10 protein-coding genes and 2 pseudogenes are annotated in these 13,928 nt (G+C 38.3%); 10 read left to right on the forward strand and 2 right to left on the reverse strand.

What is annotated here, in order from left to right:
• Window positions 1-340 precede the first annotated feature (340 nt).
• Window positions 341-2,656, forward strand: a complete 2,316-nt coding sequence (locus BXP28_RS00810) for a cation-translocating P-type ATPase (protein WP_023483455.1) — start codon at window positions 341-343, stop codon at window positions 2,654-2,656.
• A 777-nt stretch (window positions 2,657-3,433) separates the two neighbouring features.
• Here the strand turns inward: BXP28_RS00810 and BXP28_RS00815 are convergent.
• On the reverse strand, window positions 3,434-4,102 hold the full coding sequence (locus tag BXP28_RS00815; RefSeq protein WP_023483454.1) for a GntR family transcriptional regulator: 669 nt from the start codon (window positions 4,100-4,102) through the stop codon (window positions 3,434-3,436).
• Window positions 4,103-4,552: 450 nt separating this feature from the next.
• Between BXP28_RS00815 and BXP28_RS00820 the strand changes: the two genes are divergently transcribed.
• From BXP28_RS00820 to BXP28_RS00845, 7 genes and pseudogenes are all read left to right on the forward strand, one after another.
• A complete protein-coding gene (locus BXP28_RS00820) occupies window positions 4,553-5,701 on the forward strand; it encodes a mannitol dehydrogenase family protein (RefSeq protein WP_235430736.1) in 1,149 nt (382 codons plus the stop codon).
• Between the two features lie 41 nt (window positions 5,702-5,742).
• The gene (locus BXP28_RS23520) at window positions 5,743-6,039 is read left to right on the forward strand and encodes a hypothetical protein (RefSeq protein ID WP_198963597.1); all 297 of its coding nucleotides are present in this window, start codon (window positions 5,743-5,745) and stop codon (window positions 6,037-6,039) included.
• A complete protein-coding gene (uxuA, locus tag BXP28_RS00825) occupies window positions 6,030-7,100 on the forward strand; it encodes a mannonate dehydratase (protein WP_036658090.1) in 1,071 nt (356 codons plus the stop codon). Before BXP28_RS23520 ends, uxuA begins: the two co-directional genes overlap by 10 nt.
• Window positions 7,101-7,315: 215 nt before the next feature.
• A pseudogene (locus BXP28_RS00830) lies at window positions 7,316-8,704 on the forward strand (MFS transporter).
• A 20-nt stretch (window positions 8,705-8,724) separates the two neighbouring features.
• Window positions 8,725-10,119 (forward strand): glucuronate isomerase, encoded by a 1,395-nt coding sequence (uxaC, locus tag BXP28_RS00835; protein ID WP_023483449.1) that lies wholly within the window; start codon window positions 8,725-8,727, stop codon window positions 10,117-10,119.
• Between the two features lie 65 nt (window positions 10,120-10,184).
• A complete protein-coding gene (locus tag BXP28_RS00840) occupies window positions 10,185-10,835 on the forward strand; it encodes a bifunctional 4-hydroxy-2-oxoglutarate aldolase/2-dehydro-3-deoxy-phosphogluconate aldolase (protein WP_023483448.1) in 651 nt (216 codons plus the stop codon).
• Between the two features lies 1 nt (window position 10,836).
• Window positions 10,837-11,841 (forward strand): sugar kinase, encoded by a 1,005-nt coding sequence (locus tag BXP28_RS00845; RefSeq protein ID WP_023483447.1) that lies wholly within the window; start codon window positions 10,837-10,839, stop codon window positions 11,839-11,841.
• 27 nt (window positions 11,842-11,868) lie between these two features.
• On the opposite strand, the pseudogene BXP28_RS00850 reads toward BXP28_RS00845, so the two are convergent.
• Window positions 11,869-12,006: pseudogene (locus BXP28_RS00850) on the reverse strand (integrase core domain-containing protein); the annotation flags it as partial.
• Window positions 12,007-12,084: 78 nt separating this feature from the next.
• On the opposite strand from BXP28_RS00850, the gene BXP28_RS00855 reads away from it, so the two are divergent.
• Both BXP28_RS00855 and BXP28_RS00860 read left to right on the forward strand, forming a co-directional pair.
• Entirely contained in the window at window positions 12,085-13,173 is a 1,089-nt protein-coding gene (locus BXP28_RS00855) for a BglG family transcription antiterminator (protein WP_036658093.1), read from the forward strand.
• Window positions 13,158-13,916 carry a PTS sugar transporter subunit IIA gene (locus tag BXP28_RS00860; RefSeq protein ID WP_036658096.1) on the forward strand — a complete coding sequence of 253 codons (759 nt, stop codon included), beginning with the start codon at window positions 13,158-13,160 and terminating at the stop codon, window positions 13,914-13,916. The genes BXP28_RS00855 and BXP28_RS00860 overlap by 16 nt, the downstream gene beginning before the upstream one ends.
• Window positions 13,917-13,928 lie beyond the last annotated feature (12 nt).

Here is a 13,928-nt window from a genome sequence, read left to right on the forward strand (position 1 = left end):
CGGCTGAGTGATGTATCTTGGCTTCTGATGGACAAGATATGGTTTGGTCCTAAAATCGGAAGAATTAAAGTTGGCCACAAAGGAAAGAAGATCCGGGAACTCTACGAATACAAATTGGGCTCGGACGGAGCGATCAGGAGAGATGAGGTTACGAATCTCGATGATCTGAGAAACCCCTGTCTTTAGGCATGGGGAGTCGTCACGACAATCATGTTTGAAATGAAACCTGTCAAAATTGTAAGATAGATGTAAGCTAATTCGATAGATCTTATGTACGTGCTCCTTTTACAATAAAACATAAGAAGCAGGATTGGCTTTTTTCTTAGGAGGACCTTACATCATGAGAACTGGACTAACAACAGAAGAAATACGCATCCGTGTTCAGCAAGGAAAAGTAAATAAGACCCCGGAAGCCCCATCTCGTACCATATGGCAAATCCTACGAACGCATCTTTTTACAACTTTCAATCTTTTAAATGCGATACTCGCCATTGCCGTACTCTTGGCAGGGTCACCTAAAAATGCATTATTCGTTGGTGTCATCGTATCAAATACGATTATTGGCCTGTATCAAGAACTGCGTGCCAAGGCTACGCTTGAGAAGCTGTCTGTTCTTCAGGTTTCAAGTGTTCAGGTACTACGGAACGGTCAAGAAACCTCGATTGCTGCAGAAGAGCTGGTCATGGATGATGTCATGATCCTAAAGCCAGGCGATCGAATTGCGGCTGATGCGAGCATGCTGCCTGGTTCCATGATTGAGGTGGACGAATCCCTTTTAACAGGTGAAGCCGATCCGATCGGAAAGAAAGATGGAGCAGAGATTTTATCCGGCAGCTTCGTTGTTGCAGGCAGCGGCTATGCTATGGTAACCAAAGTAGGCTCTGACACGTATGCTGCGAAGCTTGCTAATGAAGCAAAACGATTTAAGCGCATCAATTCTGAGCTGCAGGCTGCCGTCAATAAGCTGTTCAAAGTCATCATGTGGATGATCCTGCCGATTGGTTCCATGCTTATCTTTACACAGCTGATGTTTGTAGGTGGGACCTGGCAGGACGCCGTTATTGCAGCTGTATCCGGTATTGTTAGCATGGTACCTGAAGGGCTCGTCTTATTAACTAGCGCTACCTTTGTTATTGCCATCGTCAAGCTGGCGAAGCATCAAACGCTCGTTCAAGAGCTTCCTGCGACGGAAGTACTGGCTCGTGTTGACGTATTATGTCTCGATAAGACCGGAACAATCACCGAAGGCGATCTGGAGCTTGTAAGTGTGAAGATGATTGCCGAAGACTCCAAGGAGCGGATTGATGCCGTGCTCTCAGGTGTGGTCCATGCGCTGCCGAGTATGAATCCAACGCAGCAAGCCATTCGAGATCAGTATGAGCATGCGCCGGACCTTGGAGTCACACACACCATTCCCTTTTCATCAGATAAAAAATGGAGCGGAGCAGCCTTTGAATCAGAAGGTGCATGGGTGATCGGGGCTCCAGAAATGATCCTTCAAGATCACTATGATCTTGTGAGGGAAGAGGTTGAACAAGAGGCTTATCAAGGCAGACGCGTCCTTCTGCTTGCTCAGGTAAGTGAAGCTGATTTCTATGAAGATCGGATTCAACACCCCAGAATGGTAGCGATGCTGATCATCGCAGACCGCATAAGAGAAGAAGCACCGGAAGCCCTGCGTTATTTCGCTCAGGAAGGCGTCACGATCAAGATTATTTCAGGCGACAATCCGATCACCGTATCTGCTGTTGCTGCACGTGCAGGGGTTCAAGATGCGGAGCATTATATAGATGCACGCTCGTTGTCCGATGATCCACAAGTACTGGCAGATGCTGCGGAGCAATACACAGTATTCGGCCGTGTATCCCCTCATCAGAAGAAATTACTCGTACAAGCCTTGCAGGTAAAAGGACATACCGTTGCGATGACTGGTGATGGTGTTAACGATGTGCTCGCCCTGAAGGAAGCCGATTGCGGCATCGCGATGGCAAATGGCTCTGACGCAGCTAAAGCGGTATCGCAGCTCGTGCTCCTCACCTCCGACTTTAGCGTACTGCCTAGAGTAGTCATGGAAGGCCGTAAGATCATTAACAACTTGGAGAAAGTGTCGGTGCTGTTCCTATCGAAGACGGTATACTCCGTCCTCCTGTCGATTATCTTCTCCTGTATCTTAATGCCATATCCGATCATGCCGATTCATGTCACGCTAATTGGAACCTTGATGATTGGGATTCCCGCCTTCTTCCTGTCGATGAGTCCGAATCGGGAGCGCGTAAGCCATGGTTTCTTAAAAAGGGTGCTGAAATCCGCCATCCCGAATGCCGTTATATTAGCAGGGGTAACCTTAACCATGTTTCTATATGCCTACTTTAGCGGCCTTCAAACGTCGGAGGCAAGAACGCTAGCTGTACTTGTGTTAGGCGGATCAAGTCTAGTTGTGCTCACAAAAATTGCAAGACCTTTAAATGGGCTCAAGATTCAATTGGTGATCGTCATGCTGACACTCTTCGCAGCTGCTTTCCTGACTCCACTTGGCAACGATATCTTCATGTTAACGGTACCAGAACTGGCTCATATCTTATCTGCTTTCGTGCTTGTCATGGTGACCCGGCCGCTGCTATCGAGCAGCAAGCGATTGGTGAACAGGTTCGTGTAGCAGAGGCTTGAACATCGTGCTTATTTAGGGCTTGCTGAATGAAGGAAAAAGTGATAGAGGCAAGCCCTAACTATATACATACATTTAGTCAAAATACGCCTTTTGCGAAATAGTGCATTAAAGAATTAAAACAAATTACCGCAATTGGTGTTCCTATTTGAAATGTTTTTCTAGCGCTTTTGGCGTTCATCCATAGGAATAGGTCATGCTTTGAAGTTATCTCTGCCCTTTTTGCCGGATCGGATCCCACTAACCATTCACGTCCATAGCTTCGCATGTTATACGAGATCATAGTCTCAACCAGCTTAATCATGGTTTATACAATAGCCAGGTAAACAGGTTGTGTAACGGGCTCATTACCCAGATATTTTATCGTTCTCCCCGGCTACAACTATGTTAAACAATAAACGAGGTTAACCAGATTAAGCTGGCCAACCTCCTAATACGAAACTATTTTACAGACTCTACCGAATGCGTGGGATATGAAGAGTAAGCGTGCCTATACACGTGTCGTGAGCTTAGCGGGTATAAGCCTTTCCGATATGCCTTGCGTTACTCTGCTCTTTCATAGCGTTCTGCATCCAATTGTTCGATCACCTGGCTTGTAATACTTGATTCAATACGGATTTCAGCAGCTTAGCTATACCGTAATCTTAACTATCTCCAATAAAACATGGATGTTACGGTAATATTCTACTTGAGGGATTTGAACATGGGCCTCCTATTTTTTTGGAAGAAGCTATTTTACACAATTATACAAACTCAACTGAGAAACTTTTACTGAAAATAATCTGGATATGTTTCGATGAGTGTTTGTTTTTCGTCGATCATCATATGAAGATGTTGAGATGTAAGAAACTCTGCTTCTTCGGGATTACGATTTAGAACCGACAGGAACATATTTCGGTGCTGTTCTAATATAAGTTCCCATTTTAAATCAACAACTTCTAGACGTAGCCAACGGAATCGGTTTAAGTGTGTATTATGAGTTTGCATCCAATTCCAAATCTCGTCCTTACCAACTAGTTTATAGAAATATCTGTGAAACTCATCATCTGTTTCTAAGAATCGATTGTTATCCTGTTGTAGAGCTGCTTTCTCTTGCGATAATAATATTGCCTCTAAATGATGTTGATCTTCTTGAGTCAATTTGGAACAACATTCCAACATAATAAGTTTTTCTAAATGTTCTCTAACAAATCTAGCATGATCGGCGGACGCTAGATTTATTTTTGAAATATAGGTTCCACTTTGTGCTTTAGCATATAATAATCCTTCTCTTCGAAGCCTGATCAAAGCTTCTCTAATGGGGGTTCTGCCAATATTTAATTTTACTTCTAGTTCTTTTTCTGAAATTTTTACCCCTGGTCTAAATTCTCCTAAAATTATTTTTTTCCGGATTTCTTGGTAAGCTTTTTCTTGTAAATTATTAATTTCTCTACTCATTATCGTCACCTTTAAACAGTAATTTATATTAAGAACTAAATAGGAAGGATATACAGTACTAATATATCAAATTTTTCGTGAATATTCTTCACAAGAAGATAAATATTTATCGTTCAAGATGCGCTATAGATATAACTGATATATCAGAATTTAAAAGATAATACAAAAAAACAACCAAAAATTTTTTAAATCAAGAAAATAATCCTCTTGACAAAGTATTCTAAGCGCTATATATTTAGCTTGTGATCAAAACTAATATATTAGTTTAAGAGAAGGAGGAGAAGTATGGTTCATTTGACAGATAGTTTAGAAGAAAAACATTACGAATTTGAAAAAAAGTAACATATCAGTTCCGCGATATAAATTGAGGAAATAAAAAGTAACACAAAAAAAAGACCTACTTGGATTCATTTTGGTGGTGGGAATCTATATCGAGGTTTTCATGCACAAATAGCAAATGATTTACTAAATAAAAAAATAGCTGATACCGGAGTTATTGTTGCTGAGACTTATGACAAAGAGGTAATAGATAAAATTTATCGACCTTATGACAATAGATTTTTACAAATTATCATGAAATCCGATGGTACTCTTGAAAAAAATCTAATCACTTCAACTACGGATAGTTATTATGTGAATTCCTCTAATTCAGAAGACTGGGAAAAAGTGGTTGATATATTTGAAAATCCGAGTTTGCAATTAGCTACATTTTCAATCACTGAAAAGGCTTATAAACTTCATGACATTAATGGAGACATGCTTTCAGTTGTTGTTGAAGATATAAAAAATGGCCCTGTTGCACCAAAACATACTATATCTCAAATAGTATATTTCCTTTTACAACGTTTTAATAAAAATGCAAAGCCTATTGCGATGGTCTCCACAGATAATTTCTCGCAAAACGGAAAACAATTTTGGGAGAGTGTCATGAAGATTGCAGAAGGTTGGAAAAAGAATGGATTTGTTACTAATCAGTTTATAGAATACTTAACGGATGACCGATTGGTAAGTTTCCCCTGGAGTATGATTGACAGAATTACTCCTAATCCTTCATCAAAAATCGCAAAACTATTGGAAGAAAGCGGCTTTGAAGATACTACTATTCTTCATTCAAAAAAACATACGAATATTGCTCCTTTTGCTAATACAGAAGAAGCTCATTATTTAGTGATAGAAGACAAATTTCCAAATGGCCGTCCCATTTTTGAGAAGGTCGGAGTAATAATGACGGATCGAGATACAGTAGATAAAGCGGACACAATGAAGGTAACAACATGTCTCAATCCATTGCATACAGCATTAGCCATTTTCGGCTGTTTATTAGGATATGAATCTATTGCTACAGAAATGGAAGACCCAGATTTATTAACTTTAGTTCAACAAATTGGATATAAAGAAGGACTTCCAGTTGTGGTGAATCCAGAAATTATTAATCCTAAAATGTTTATTGATGAAGTTATTCTAAAACGATTACCAAACAAGTATATACCAGATACGCCGCAAAGAATTGCAACCGATACTTCTCAAAAAATAGCTATCCGTTTTGGAGAAACCATAAAAAATATGCTGAAAGCAATGATTTATCTGTTGAAATGTTAAATTTTATCCCACTAACAATTGCTGCATGGTGTAGATATTTAATGGCGATTGACGATAAAGGGGAGCCATTCAAAGTAAGTCCAGATCCTTTGATGGATGTTTTGCAAGGGCATCTCAGAAATATAAATATTGAAGATAATAGTGATATCCATAATGTCCGCTCCTCTCTCAAACCCATATTAAGTAATCATGAAATTTTTGGCATGAATTTATATGAAATTGGTCTGGGAGAAAGGATTGAAACGTATTTTCAAGATATGATTCAAAAAAACGGAGCTGTTAGAAATACTTTGCATCAGGTTGTTGAAGAAAAAGGAGACTTGTCAATATGGAAATGACGTTCAGATGGTATGGTCCGGAGAATGAAAAGATCACTTTGGAAGAAGTACGGCAAATTCCTGGTGTCAAAGGGATCGTAGGTACACTTTTTGATATTCCGGCAGGTGATGTATGGCCTAAAGAAAGGATTAAAAAGTTAAAGGATGAGATTGAAGCTGCTGGACTGACCTTAAAAGTGATTGAAAGCGTTAATATTCATGATGATATAAAAATTGGGTTACCAAGTAGAGATAAGTATATTGGGAATTATAAAGAAACGATACGTAATTTAGCTGAATTTGGAGTAGAGGTTATTTGTTATAACTTTATGCCGATTTTTGATTGGGTAAAGACTGATTTGAACTATAAATTACCGGATGGCTCTTATACTTTAGCCTTTGAAGAACACGGAATTAATAAATCACCAGAAGAAATTATTAAAGACGTAGAAGACTCATCTGGGGGATATATTCTTCCAGGATGGGAGCCAGAGCGTTTAGCTCATGTAAAGACTTTATTTGAGGCATATAAAGATCTAAATGAAGATAAATTAAGAGATAATTTAGCCTATTTTCTTAAAGCCATCATACCAACCTGTGAAGAAGCAGGTATTAAAATGGCTATTCATCCTGATGATCCTCCTTATTCTATCTTTGGATTACCAAGAATTGTGAAGAACCGCGAAGATTTAGACTGGATCTGTAATGTAGTAGACAGTCCATCAAATGGAATTACTTTATGTACAGGAAGTATTTCAGAAGATCCGTCAAATAACGTATATGCTATTTTAGCTGAGTTTACCAAGAGAAATCGAATTCCTTTTGCACATGTGAGAAATATAAAATTTATAAAAAATAGAGACTTTTATGAATCTGCTCATCTCTCTTCTGAAGGATCTTTGGACATGTACAAGATTATGAAGGCGCTACACGATAATGGATTTGATGGATATATTCGGCCTGACCATGGACGTATGATTTGGGGAGAAACTGGACGTCCTGGTTATGGATTGTACGATAGAGCTTTAGGAATTTCTTATCTAAATGGTTTATGGGAATCACTTGAAAAAAGTAATGCATAATCATTTTCTTTATAAAGATCAACAAGTTGTATTAAACTTGTTGATTCTAAAAACATTAATTGTGAAAAAAATAACTTTTTGTCTAGCCAAATAAACATCAATGGAGGAATGTGGTAATGAGACAACGACAGGAAAAAATTTCGTTACCCACAGCAATTGGTTTTGGTCTCACCGATATAATGGGTGGGGGCGCGTTTACGGTAATCGGTGCATTCATGCTTTTCTTCTATACTACATTTGCAGGCTTATCAGCAGTTCAAGCAGCTTCAATTATTGGTATTGCAAGGATTGTAGATGCTTTTTCTAGTTTGGTTATTGGTAGTTTAACAGATAATTTTTATAAGACAAAAATCGGTAGAAAAGTTGGCAGGCGACATTTTTTCTTGCTTATAGGTTCTCCATTGATGTTAGTGTATGCACTACTCTGGGTAACAGGTATGGGATATTGGTATTACCTTTTTACGTATCTGGCATTTGAAATTATAGCAGCTTCCGTTTTAATTCCTTGGGAAACATTACCCTCGGAAATGACTGAAAGTTTTGTTGAACGTACAAAACTATCAACTGCTCGAATGGTTATATCTGCGTTAGGAACATTTTTAGCAACCTTTATTCCTGGTCGTCTTATTGCTTACATGGGGGATGATAAAGCATATCCTTATTTCGTTAACGGATTAATATTAGCGGTGGTTTTTGCTATTTGTATTTTTATTTCTTATAAAACTACTTGGGAAAGAACTCCTGATGAAGTAGTGATTGAGGAGAATTCATTAGGAATCTGGGGAACAATAAAGAAGGAAGTAAAGGATTATCTTTCTACATTAAAAATCAGAGGTTTTAGAAAGCATCTGGCAATATATTTACTATCATTTACCGGAAAAGATGTCCACAACACAATTTTTGTATTTTTTACTGTATATTGCTTGAATATTTCCTCTGCGACAGCAGCTAATTTATTGTCACTAAGTATTATTGGGATTCTGATTACTTTAGTTGCAGGATTTTTGATTGTAAAGATTGGCCCGTCACGTTTACTTCAAATCGGTTATACATTAATGTTATTAATGTTAGGCGCATATTATATCGTATAGTTGGAACAACCTACTAATTCAATTTTTATTTTATATGTGATTGCATTAATTTATCAGGTGGGGAGAGCTATTTTAGAGTGTACACCATGGAATGTCTTTCCTTTTATTCCTGATCTGGATGAAATTGTCACACAAAAAAGAAGAGAGGGGATATATGCGGCAGTTATGACATTTACGCGTAAATCCACAGTAGCTATTGCAACATTTTTTATTGGTTTAATTTTAGATGAAGGCGGATTCATTAAAGGAAGTTCAGTACAGACACCACAAGCCGTTCAAACCATCCTATTGGCTTTTCTATTAGGAACCGGTGTATTGGTTGGTTTAGCTTTACTTATTACCTTTACTTTTCATCTGAACCGTGATACACACAAAATCATTGTAGACGAAATTAATAGACTTAAAGCCGGTGGTAGTAAAGAAGATGTAACTCTAGAGACAAAAGCAGTTGTTGAAGATTTAACAGGGTATAAGTATGAAGATATTTGGCAACCAACAGAAGTGACTACATGAAAATTTAGGGAGGGTTTAATATGTTTTTAGGCGATAATTTTTTACTTAACAATCCAGTATCAACAAAATTGTATCACGATTATGCTGAACCAATGCCTATTATAGATTATCATTGCCATTTAGATCCCAAAGAAATTTATGATAATATAAAATTTGAAAATATTACTCAAGCATGGCTATACGGAGATCATTATAAATGGCGCTTAATGAGGGCAAATGGTGTACTTGAAAAGCTAATCACTGGAGACGGTGAAGATTATGAAAAATTTTTAGCCTGGGCGGAGACGATTGAAGGATGTATAGGGAATCCGCTTTATGTATGGACGCACCTGGAGTTAAGAAGAATCTTTGGAATAGATGAAGTACTTAACAAAAAATCAGCTCCCCAAATTTGGGAAAAAGCGAATCGAATCATTCAACAAGATAATATGTCAACAAGGGAAATCATCAAAAAATTTAAAGTTAAGGTAATCTGTACAACTGATGATCCGGCAAGTAATTTGGAATACCATAAAAAAATAGCTGCTGAAGAAGATAATTTTAAAGTATTTCCGACTTTTCGACCAGATAAAGCTTTAAACATATCCTTGCCTACATTCAAAACAAATATAGTAGAACTTGGGAATATGTCAGATATAGATATTCAACAGTATGATGATTTATTGACGGCCTTGAAGCAACGTATTAACTATTTCCATGAAAATGGGTGCCGGCTGTCAGATCATGGTTTTGGAAATATGAACTATGTTAACGCAAAGAAGGAAGAAATAAATAAAATTTTCCAGAAAGCTATGTCTGGTGAACCAATAACCAAAATGGAGGTTGATAGTTATCAATCTCAATTATTAGTGGATTTGATGAAAATGTATTCTGACAAAAAATGGACAGCCCAATTACACATACAAGCTTCCAGAAATAATAATACTAACCTTTTTAAAGCGTACGGTGCAGACGTTGGAGCAGATGCCATAACTGATGGTCCTGCAGAATCGGCGATTTCTGGAATATTTGATCGGTTAACTATAGAAAACAAACTACCAAAAGTAATTCTATACTCTTTAAACCCGAAAGATTACATTTCTTTAGTCGCGTTGATGGGCTGTTTTCAAGAAGAGGAACCTGGGAAAATTCAATTTGGTTCAGCTTGGTGGTTTAACGATACCTATTCAGGTATGCGCCATCAAATGATTACCTTAGCTGAAGGAGGCATTTTTGCTAACTTTGTCGGTATGCTAACAGACTCGCGTAGCTTTTTATCTTATCCCCGTCATGAATATTTCCGCAGAATCCTATGTGAATTGATCGCTGAATGGGTAAATCAAGGACAATTTCCAGAGGATTATGAATTACTTGGAAATATTGTCCGAAGGATTTCTTACGAAAATGCATCGACATACTTTGGTTTTGATGCTTAATTAGACATTTTCATTTGTTGGATTATAAAAGGTTATACAAATTTGAAGAGAAAGGAAATGCGCGAATGAGAAGAGTAGAGATTCTAAATCGGCTAAAAGCTGCAGGGGTAGTTGCAGTGGTTCGCGGATCATCAAAGGAAGAAGCCAATAAAGCCAGTCATGCAATCGTTACGGGTGGTATGAAAGGAATAGAACTAACCTTTACAGTTCCTCAAGCCGACGAAGTCATCCGTGAGTTGATTGCTGAATATAGCAATCAACCGGAAATCGTGGTGGGAGCGGGTACAGTTTTAGATGCTACTACAGCTCGCCTGGCTATTATGGCTGGGGCGGAATATATTGTCAGTCCAAGTTTTGATCAGGAAACTGCCGAAATCTGTAATTTGTACCAGATTCCATATTTACCGGGTTGTATGACTATTACTGAGATGCAGCGTGCTTTAAAGAGTGGGGTAGATATTATCAAATTGTTCCCTGGAAGTGCCTATGGCCCGAGTATTGTTTCGGCATTTAAAGTACCAATGCCCCAATTGAATATTATGCCAACGGGCGGAGTCAGCCTCGGCAATATGGAAGATTGGTTTAAAGCTGGTGTTGTTGCCGTCGGGGTTGGAGGTAATTTGTTAGCTCCAGCTAAAACAGGCGACTTTGCGAAAGTGACAGAAGTTGCGAAACAATATATGGAAAAATTCCGTCAAATTCGAGGAGCTAACTAATATGGCGAAGGTTGTCACGCTTGGAGAAATTATGTTACGACTTGCTACGGTAGCGGGAACTCGTATTGATTGTTCTCATCAATTTCAAGCGATGTATGGGGGCGGAGAAGCAAATGTTGCGATTTCTTTAGCTAATTTTGGACATCAAGCAGCTTTTGCAAGTAAAGTTCCGAACAATGCTTTGGGAAGAGCAGTAAAGAAACATTTAAATAGTTATGGTGTATCTACAGAGTATTTGCTATTCGGTGGAGACCGTCTAGGAACTTATTATATGGAAGCGGGTGTCGGTGAACGGGCAGCCAGCGTTATTTATGATCGTTCGCACTCTAGTTTCGCTGTAATGGAAGAATTAGAATGGAACTTTGTAGAAATGCTTAAAGATGTGGACCTCCTTCATCTTTCCGGGATTACGCCAGCTCTTTCTAAAAGATGGGAGTCATTACTTTTAGAAATAATTGAAAACGCTAAAAAGGTAAAGGTTAAAATCAGCTTTGATATTAACTATCGCGGGAAATTATGGAGTCAGTCAGAAGCTGGGTCTTTCTTAGAGAAAGTATTGCCGCAAGTTGATTATTGTTCTGCTGGAAAAATGGATGCGATTTATTTACTGGGAATTGAACCGTATCAAGGGAATGAAGAGGAACTGATTTATTACTATCAAAAAATACAAGAGTTATATCCTAATATTCAAGTCTTGTATTCCACTAAACGGACAGTTTACTCTGCCAGCTCAAATGATCTGGTTGGAACATTATGGCTGGATCAAAAGTATTATGAATCATCTCTTCATAAAATGGATCCGATTGTTGACCGTGTTGGAGGTGGTGATGCTTTTTCCGCTGGTGTTCTTCATGGGATTCTTAGCGGATATTCCGCTCAACAAATAGTCGATTTTGCGACAACGGCTTCAGCATTGAAGCATACTGTGCAGGGGGATTGTAATCCATTTACAATTTCGGACATTGAAGCGTTTACCGCTTCAGGTTCTGGAAAAATAATTAGATAAATTATATAATAGATCGTTTCCGCTTAACTCTATATATTTAAATATTTCTTTTCGAGCTTGTTCAGGTGTTTGAAATGTAATACCTTGAATCAGCTCTCTTTTTATGGTTTTGTAAAAGGATTCCATTCATGCATTGTCATAAGGGTTTCCTTTTCTACTGATTGAGTCGATTTCCTATCTGTTTAGGAAAAGGTTCAGTCTTGTTAAAGATTATGAAAACGCTATTATTGAAGTAAGGGCGTGATGGAATTGAAAGAGCGTTACTCCAAATTGCTACATTTGTTGCAATCATCGTCTGGTAAATATATGAGGGGAGGGGAAATCAGTCAGAAGCTTCATGTCACCGAACGTACTGTACGGAATGATATCAAGGATTTAAATGAGAATTTTTTAGTTCATGCAGAGATTGTATCGAACAAGCGGTATGGGTATAAACTTGTTGGTCAGTTGGATACGAATGTGGGCAAGAACTATCCGGAATATGAGGATCGGGCATTTTTTATTGTTCGCAAGTTGATAGAGACAGAGGAATGGATAACATATGAACAAGTCGCTGCAGAACTACATTTTTCCCATCAAACGATTCGGTCAGATGTACAAAAAATAGCTCACCTGATTGCCCGTCGGAATATAGATTTGAAGCTTGAGACGGTCATTTTCCATGGAATCCGTTTAACGGGGAGTGAATGGTCAAAGCGAATGTTATGGCATGAGATGGCGCGATTGCAGTGCACGTCGAGTGAAGAAGGGAAGTTTTTAATTCATAAGTACTTTGATTCAAATGATTCTATGCCAGGTTTATATGAAGATGTTCAACACCTTATTCGAAAAGAGAATGCTCTGGCTACGCCAGAGCAAGTCACATCGACAGTTGCGCATCTTTTTATTTTATGTAAAAGAGATGGAGAAAAATGCAAATTAGAATTAGTGATTCCTTTGGAATCAAAAGAATATGTACTGGCGAAGAAGTTGTTAGAGAAAACGGGAGAAGTTGCGAACCACATCTTTTCTGATGATGCAGTCCTTTATCTGTCGGCTCAGTTGATCGGATTTAAGTGGTTTTTTGAACCAGAAAAATGGAGGCAGACTGAAGCATCTTTTTATCTGCCAATAATTCAGCAGTCATTAAGAAATAGCGGGGCCCAGTTTCACTATCCTTTGGCGGAAGACGAGGAACTGGTTCAGGCATTATCAGCACATTTAATGAAGACAGCGATCGCACTTCAGCGGCAAATCCCGATTAGGAATCCGCTTCTTGATCAGATTAAATCGGATTATATTCAAGCCTATCAAATGGCCGTACTAGTAGCAGATGAATGGAAAAAAAGTTGAAATGGTGGATCCCTGAACAGGAGACTGGCTACATTGCTCTTCATCTAGCCCATGCAATGGAACGGTTAAAGAGCAAAAAGATGAAAGTGGCGATTTTAAACACTGGTAACAGCGTGACAGCGAATTTGATTAAATATCGCGTGCTTCGGAGGATTCCTGAAATTGATATTCAAGGAATATATACAACTGATACGATCGAATATTGTCCAGAGAATGTACAATTAATACTTTCCACATTTCCTTATGAATCAAAGAGGCGGAAAGTTATAGTTATTCACGATTTACTAACAAGAGAAGATTTAGAAATTATCAATCGTTCGGTGAATATCGGCATAATGAAAAATGCACTGCACCCGGATTGGTTTTTTAGGGGAAATGAAAAAACAAAAGAGCAGTTTTTAAATGCCATGTTGAAAGCCATTGGAAAGGAACATTACCTTTCAAGCCTGTTAGAAAGGGAGGCGCTATCGTCTACTGAAGTTGGTCACAAGTCGGCCATTCCTCATCCCTTAGTAAAAATGAAGGAAAAGAAATTCAGTATTCATATCGGGATCAATGAAAAACCGATTTTATGGGGCAATAAATACGTGCAGCTCGTATTTTTATTTTTTCCTACAGATACAGACCGTGAGTATTATGAACGGTTGTTCCGTGAGGTTTATCAGTTAGTTACATCGGAAGCAAGAGTAGAACAACTTATTTGGGCTAAAACGTTTGATGAATTTATTCAACAATTATATTAAAAACCAGGGAGG

Origin of the sequence: Paenibacillus larvae subsp. larvae, assembly GCF_002003265.1 — a bacterium.
GTDB lineage: Bacteria > Bacillota > Bacilli > Paenibacillales > NBRC-103111 > Paenibacillus_H > Paenibacillus_H larvae.

Excerpts from the sequence above, each read along its gene's own strand:
- uxaC (WP_023483449.1), top strand. The coding sequence starts at position 8,725 with ATGTTTTTAGGCGATAATTTTTTACTTAACAATCCAGTATCAACAAAA.
- BXP28_RS23520 (WP_198963597.1), top strand. The coding sequence starts at position 5,743 with ATGGCGATTGACGATAAAGGGGAGCCATTCAAAGTAAGTCCAGATCCT.
- BXP28_RS00815 (WP_023483454.1), bottom strand. The coding sequence starts at position 4,102 with ATGAGTAGAGAAATTAATAATTTACAAGAAAAAGCTTACCAAGAAATC.
- BXP28_RS00845 (WP_023483447.1), top strand. The coding sequence starts at position 10,837 with ATGGCGAAGGTTGTCACGCTTGGAGAAATTATGTTACGACTTGCTACG.
- BXP28_RS00860 (WP_036658096.1), top strand. The coding sequence starts at position 13,158 with ATGGAAAAAAAGTTGAAATGGTGGATCCCTGAACAGGAGACTGGCTAC.
- BXP28_RS00855 (WP_036658093.1), top strand. The coding sequence starts at position 12,085 with ATGGAATTGAAAGAGCGTTACTCCAAATTGCTACATTTGTTGCAATCA.
- BXP28_RS00840 (WP_023483448.1), top strand. The coding sequence starts at position 10,185 with ATGAGAAGAGTAGAGATTCTAAATCGGCTAAAAGCTGCAGGGGTAGTT.
- uxuA (WP_036658090.1), top strand. The coding sequence starts at position 6,030 with ATGGAAATGACGTTCAGATGGTATGGTCCGGAGAATGAAAAGATCACT.
- BXP28_RS00810 (WP_023483455.1), top strand. The coding sequence starts at position 341 with ATGAGAACTGGACTAACAACAGAAGAAATACGCATCCGTGTTCAGCAA.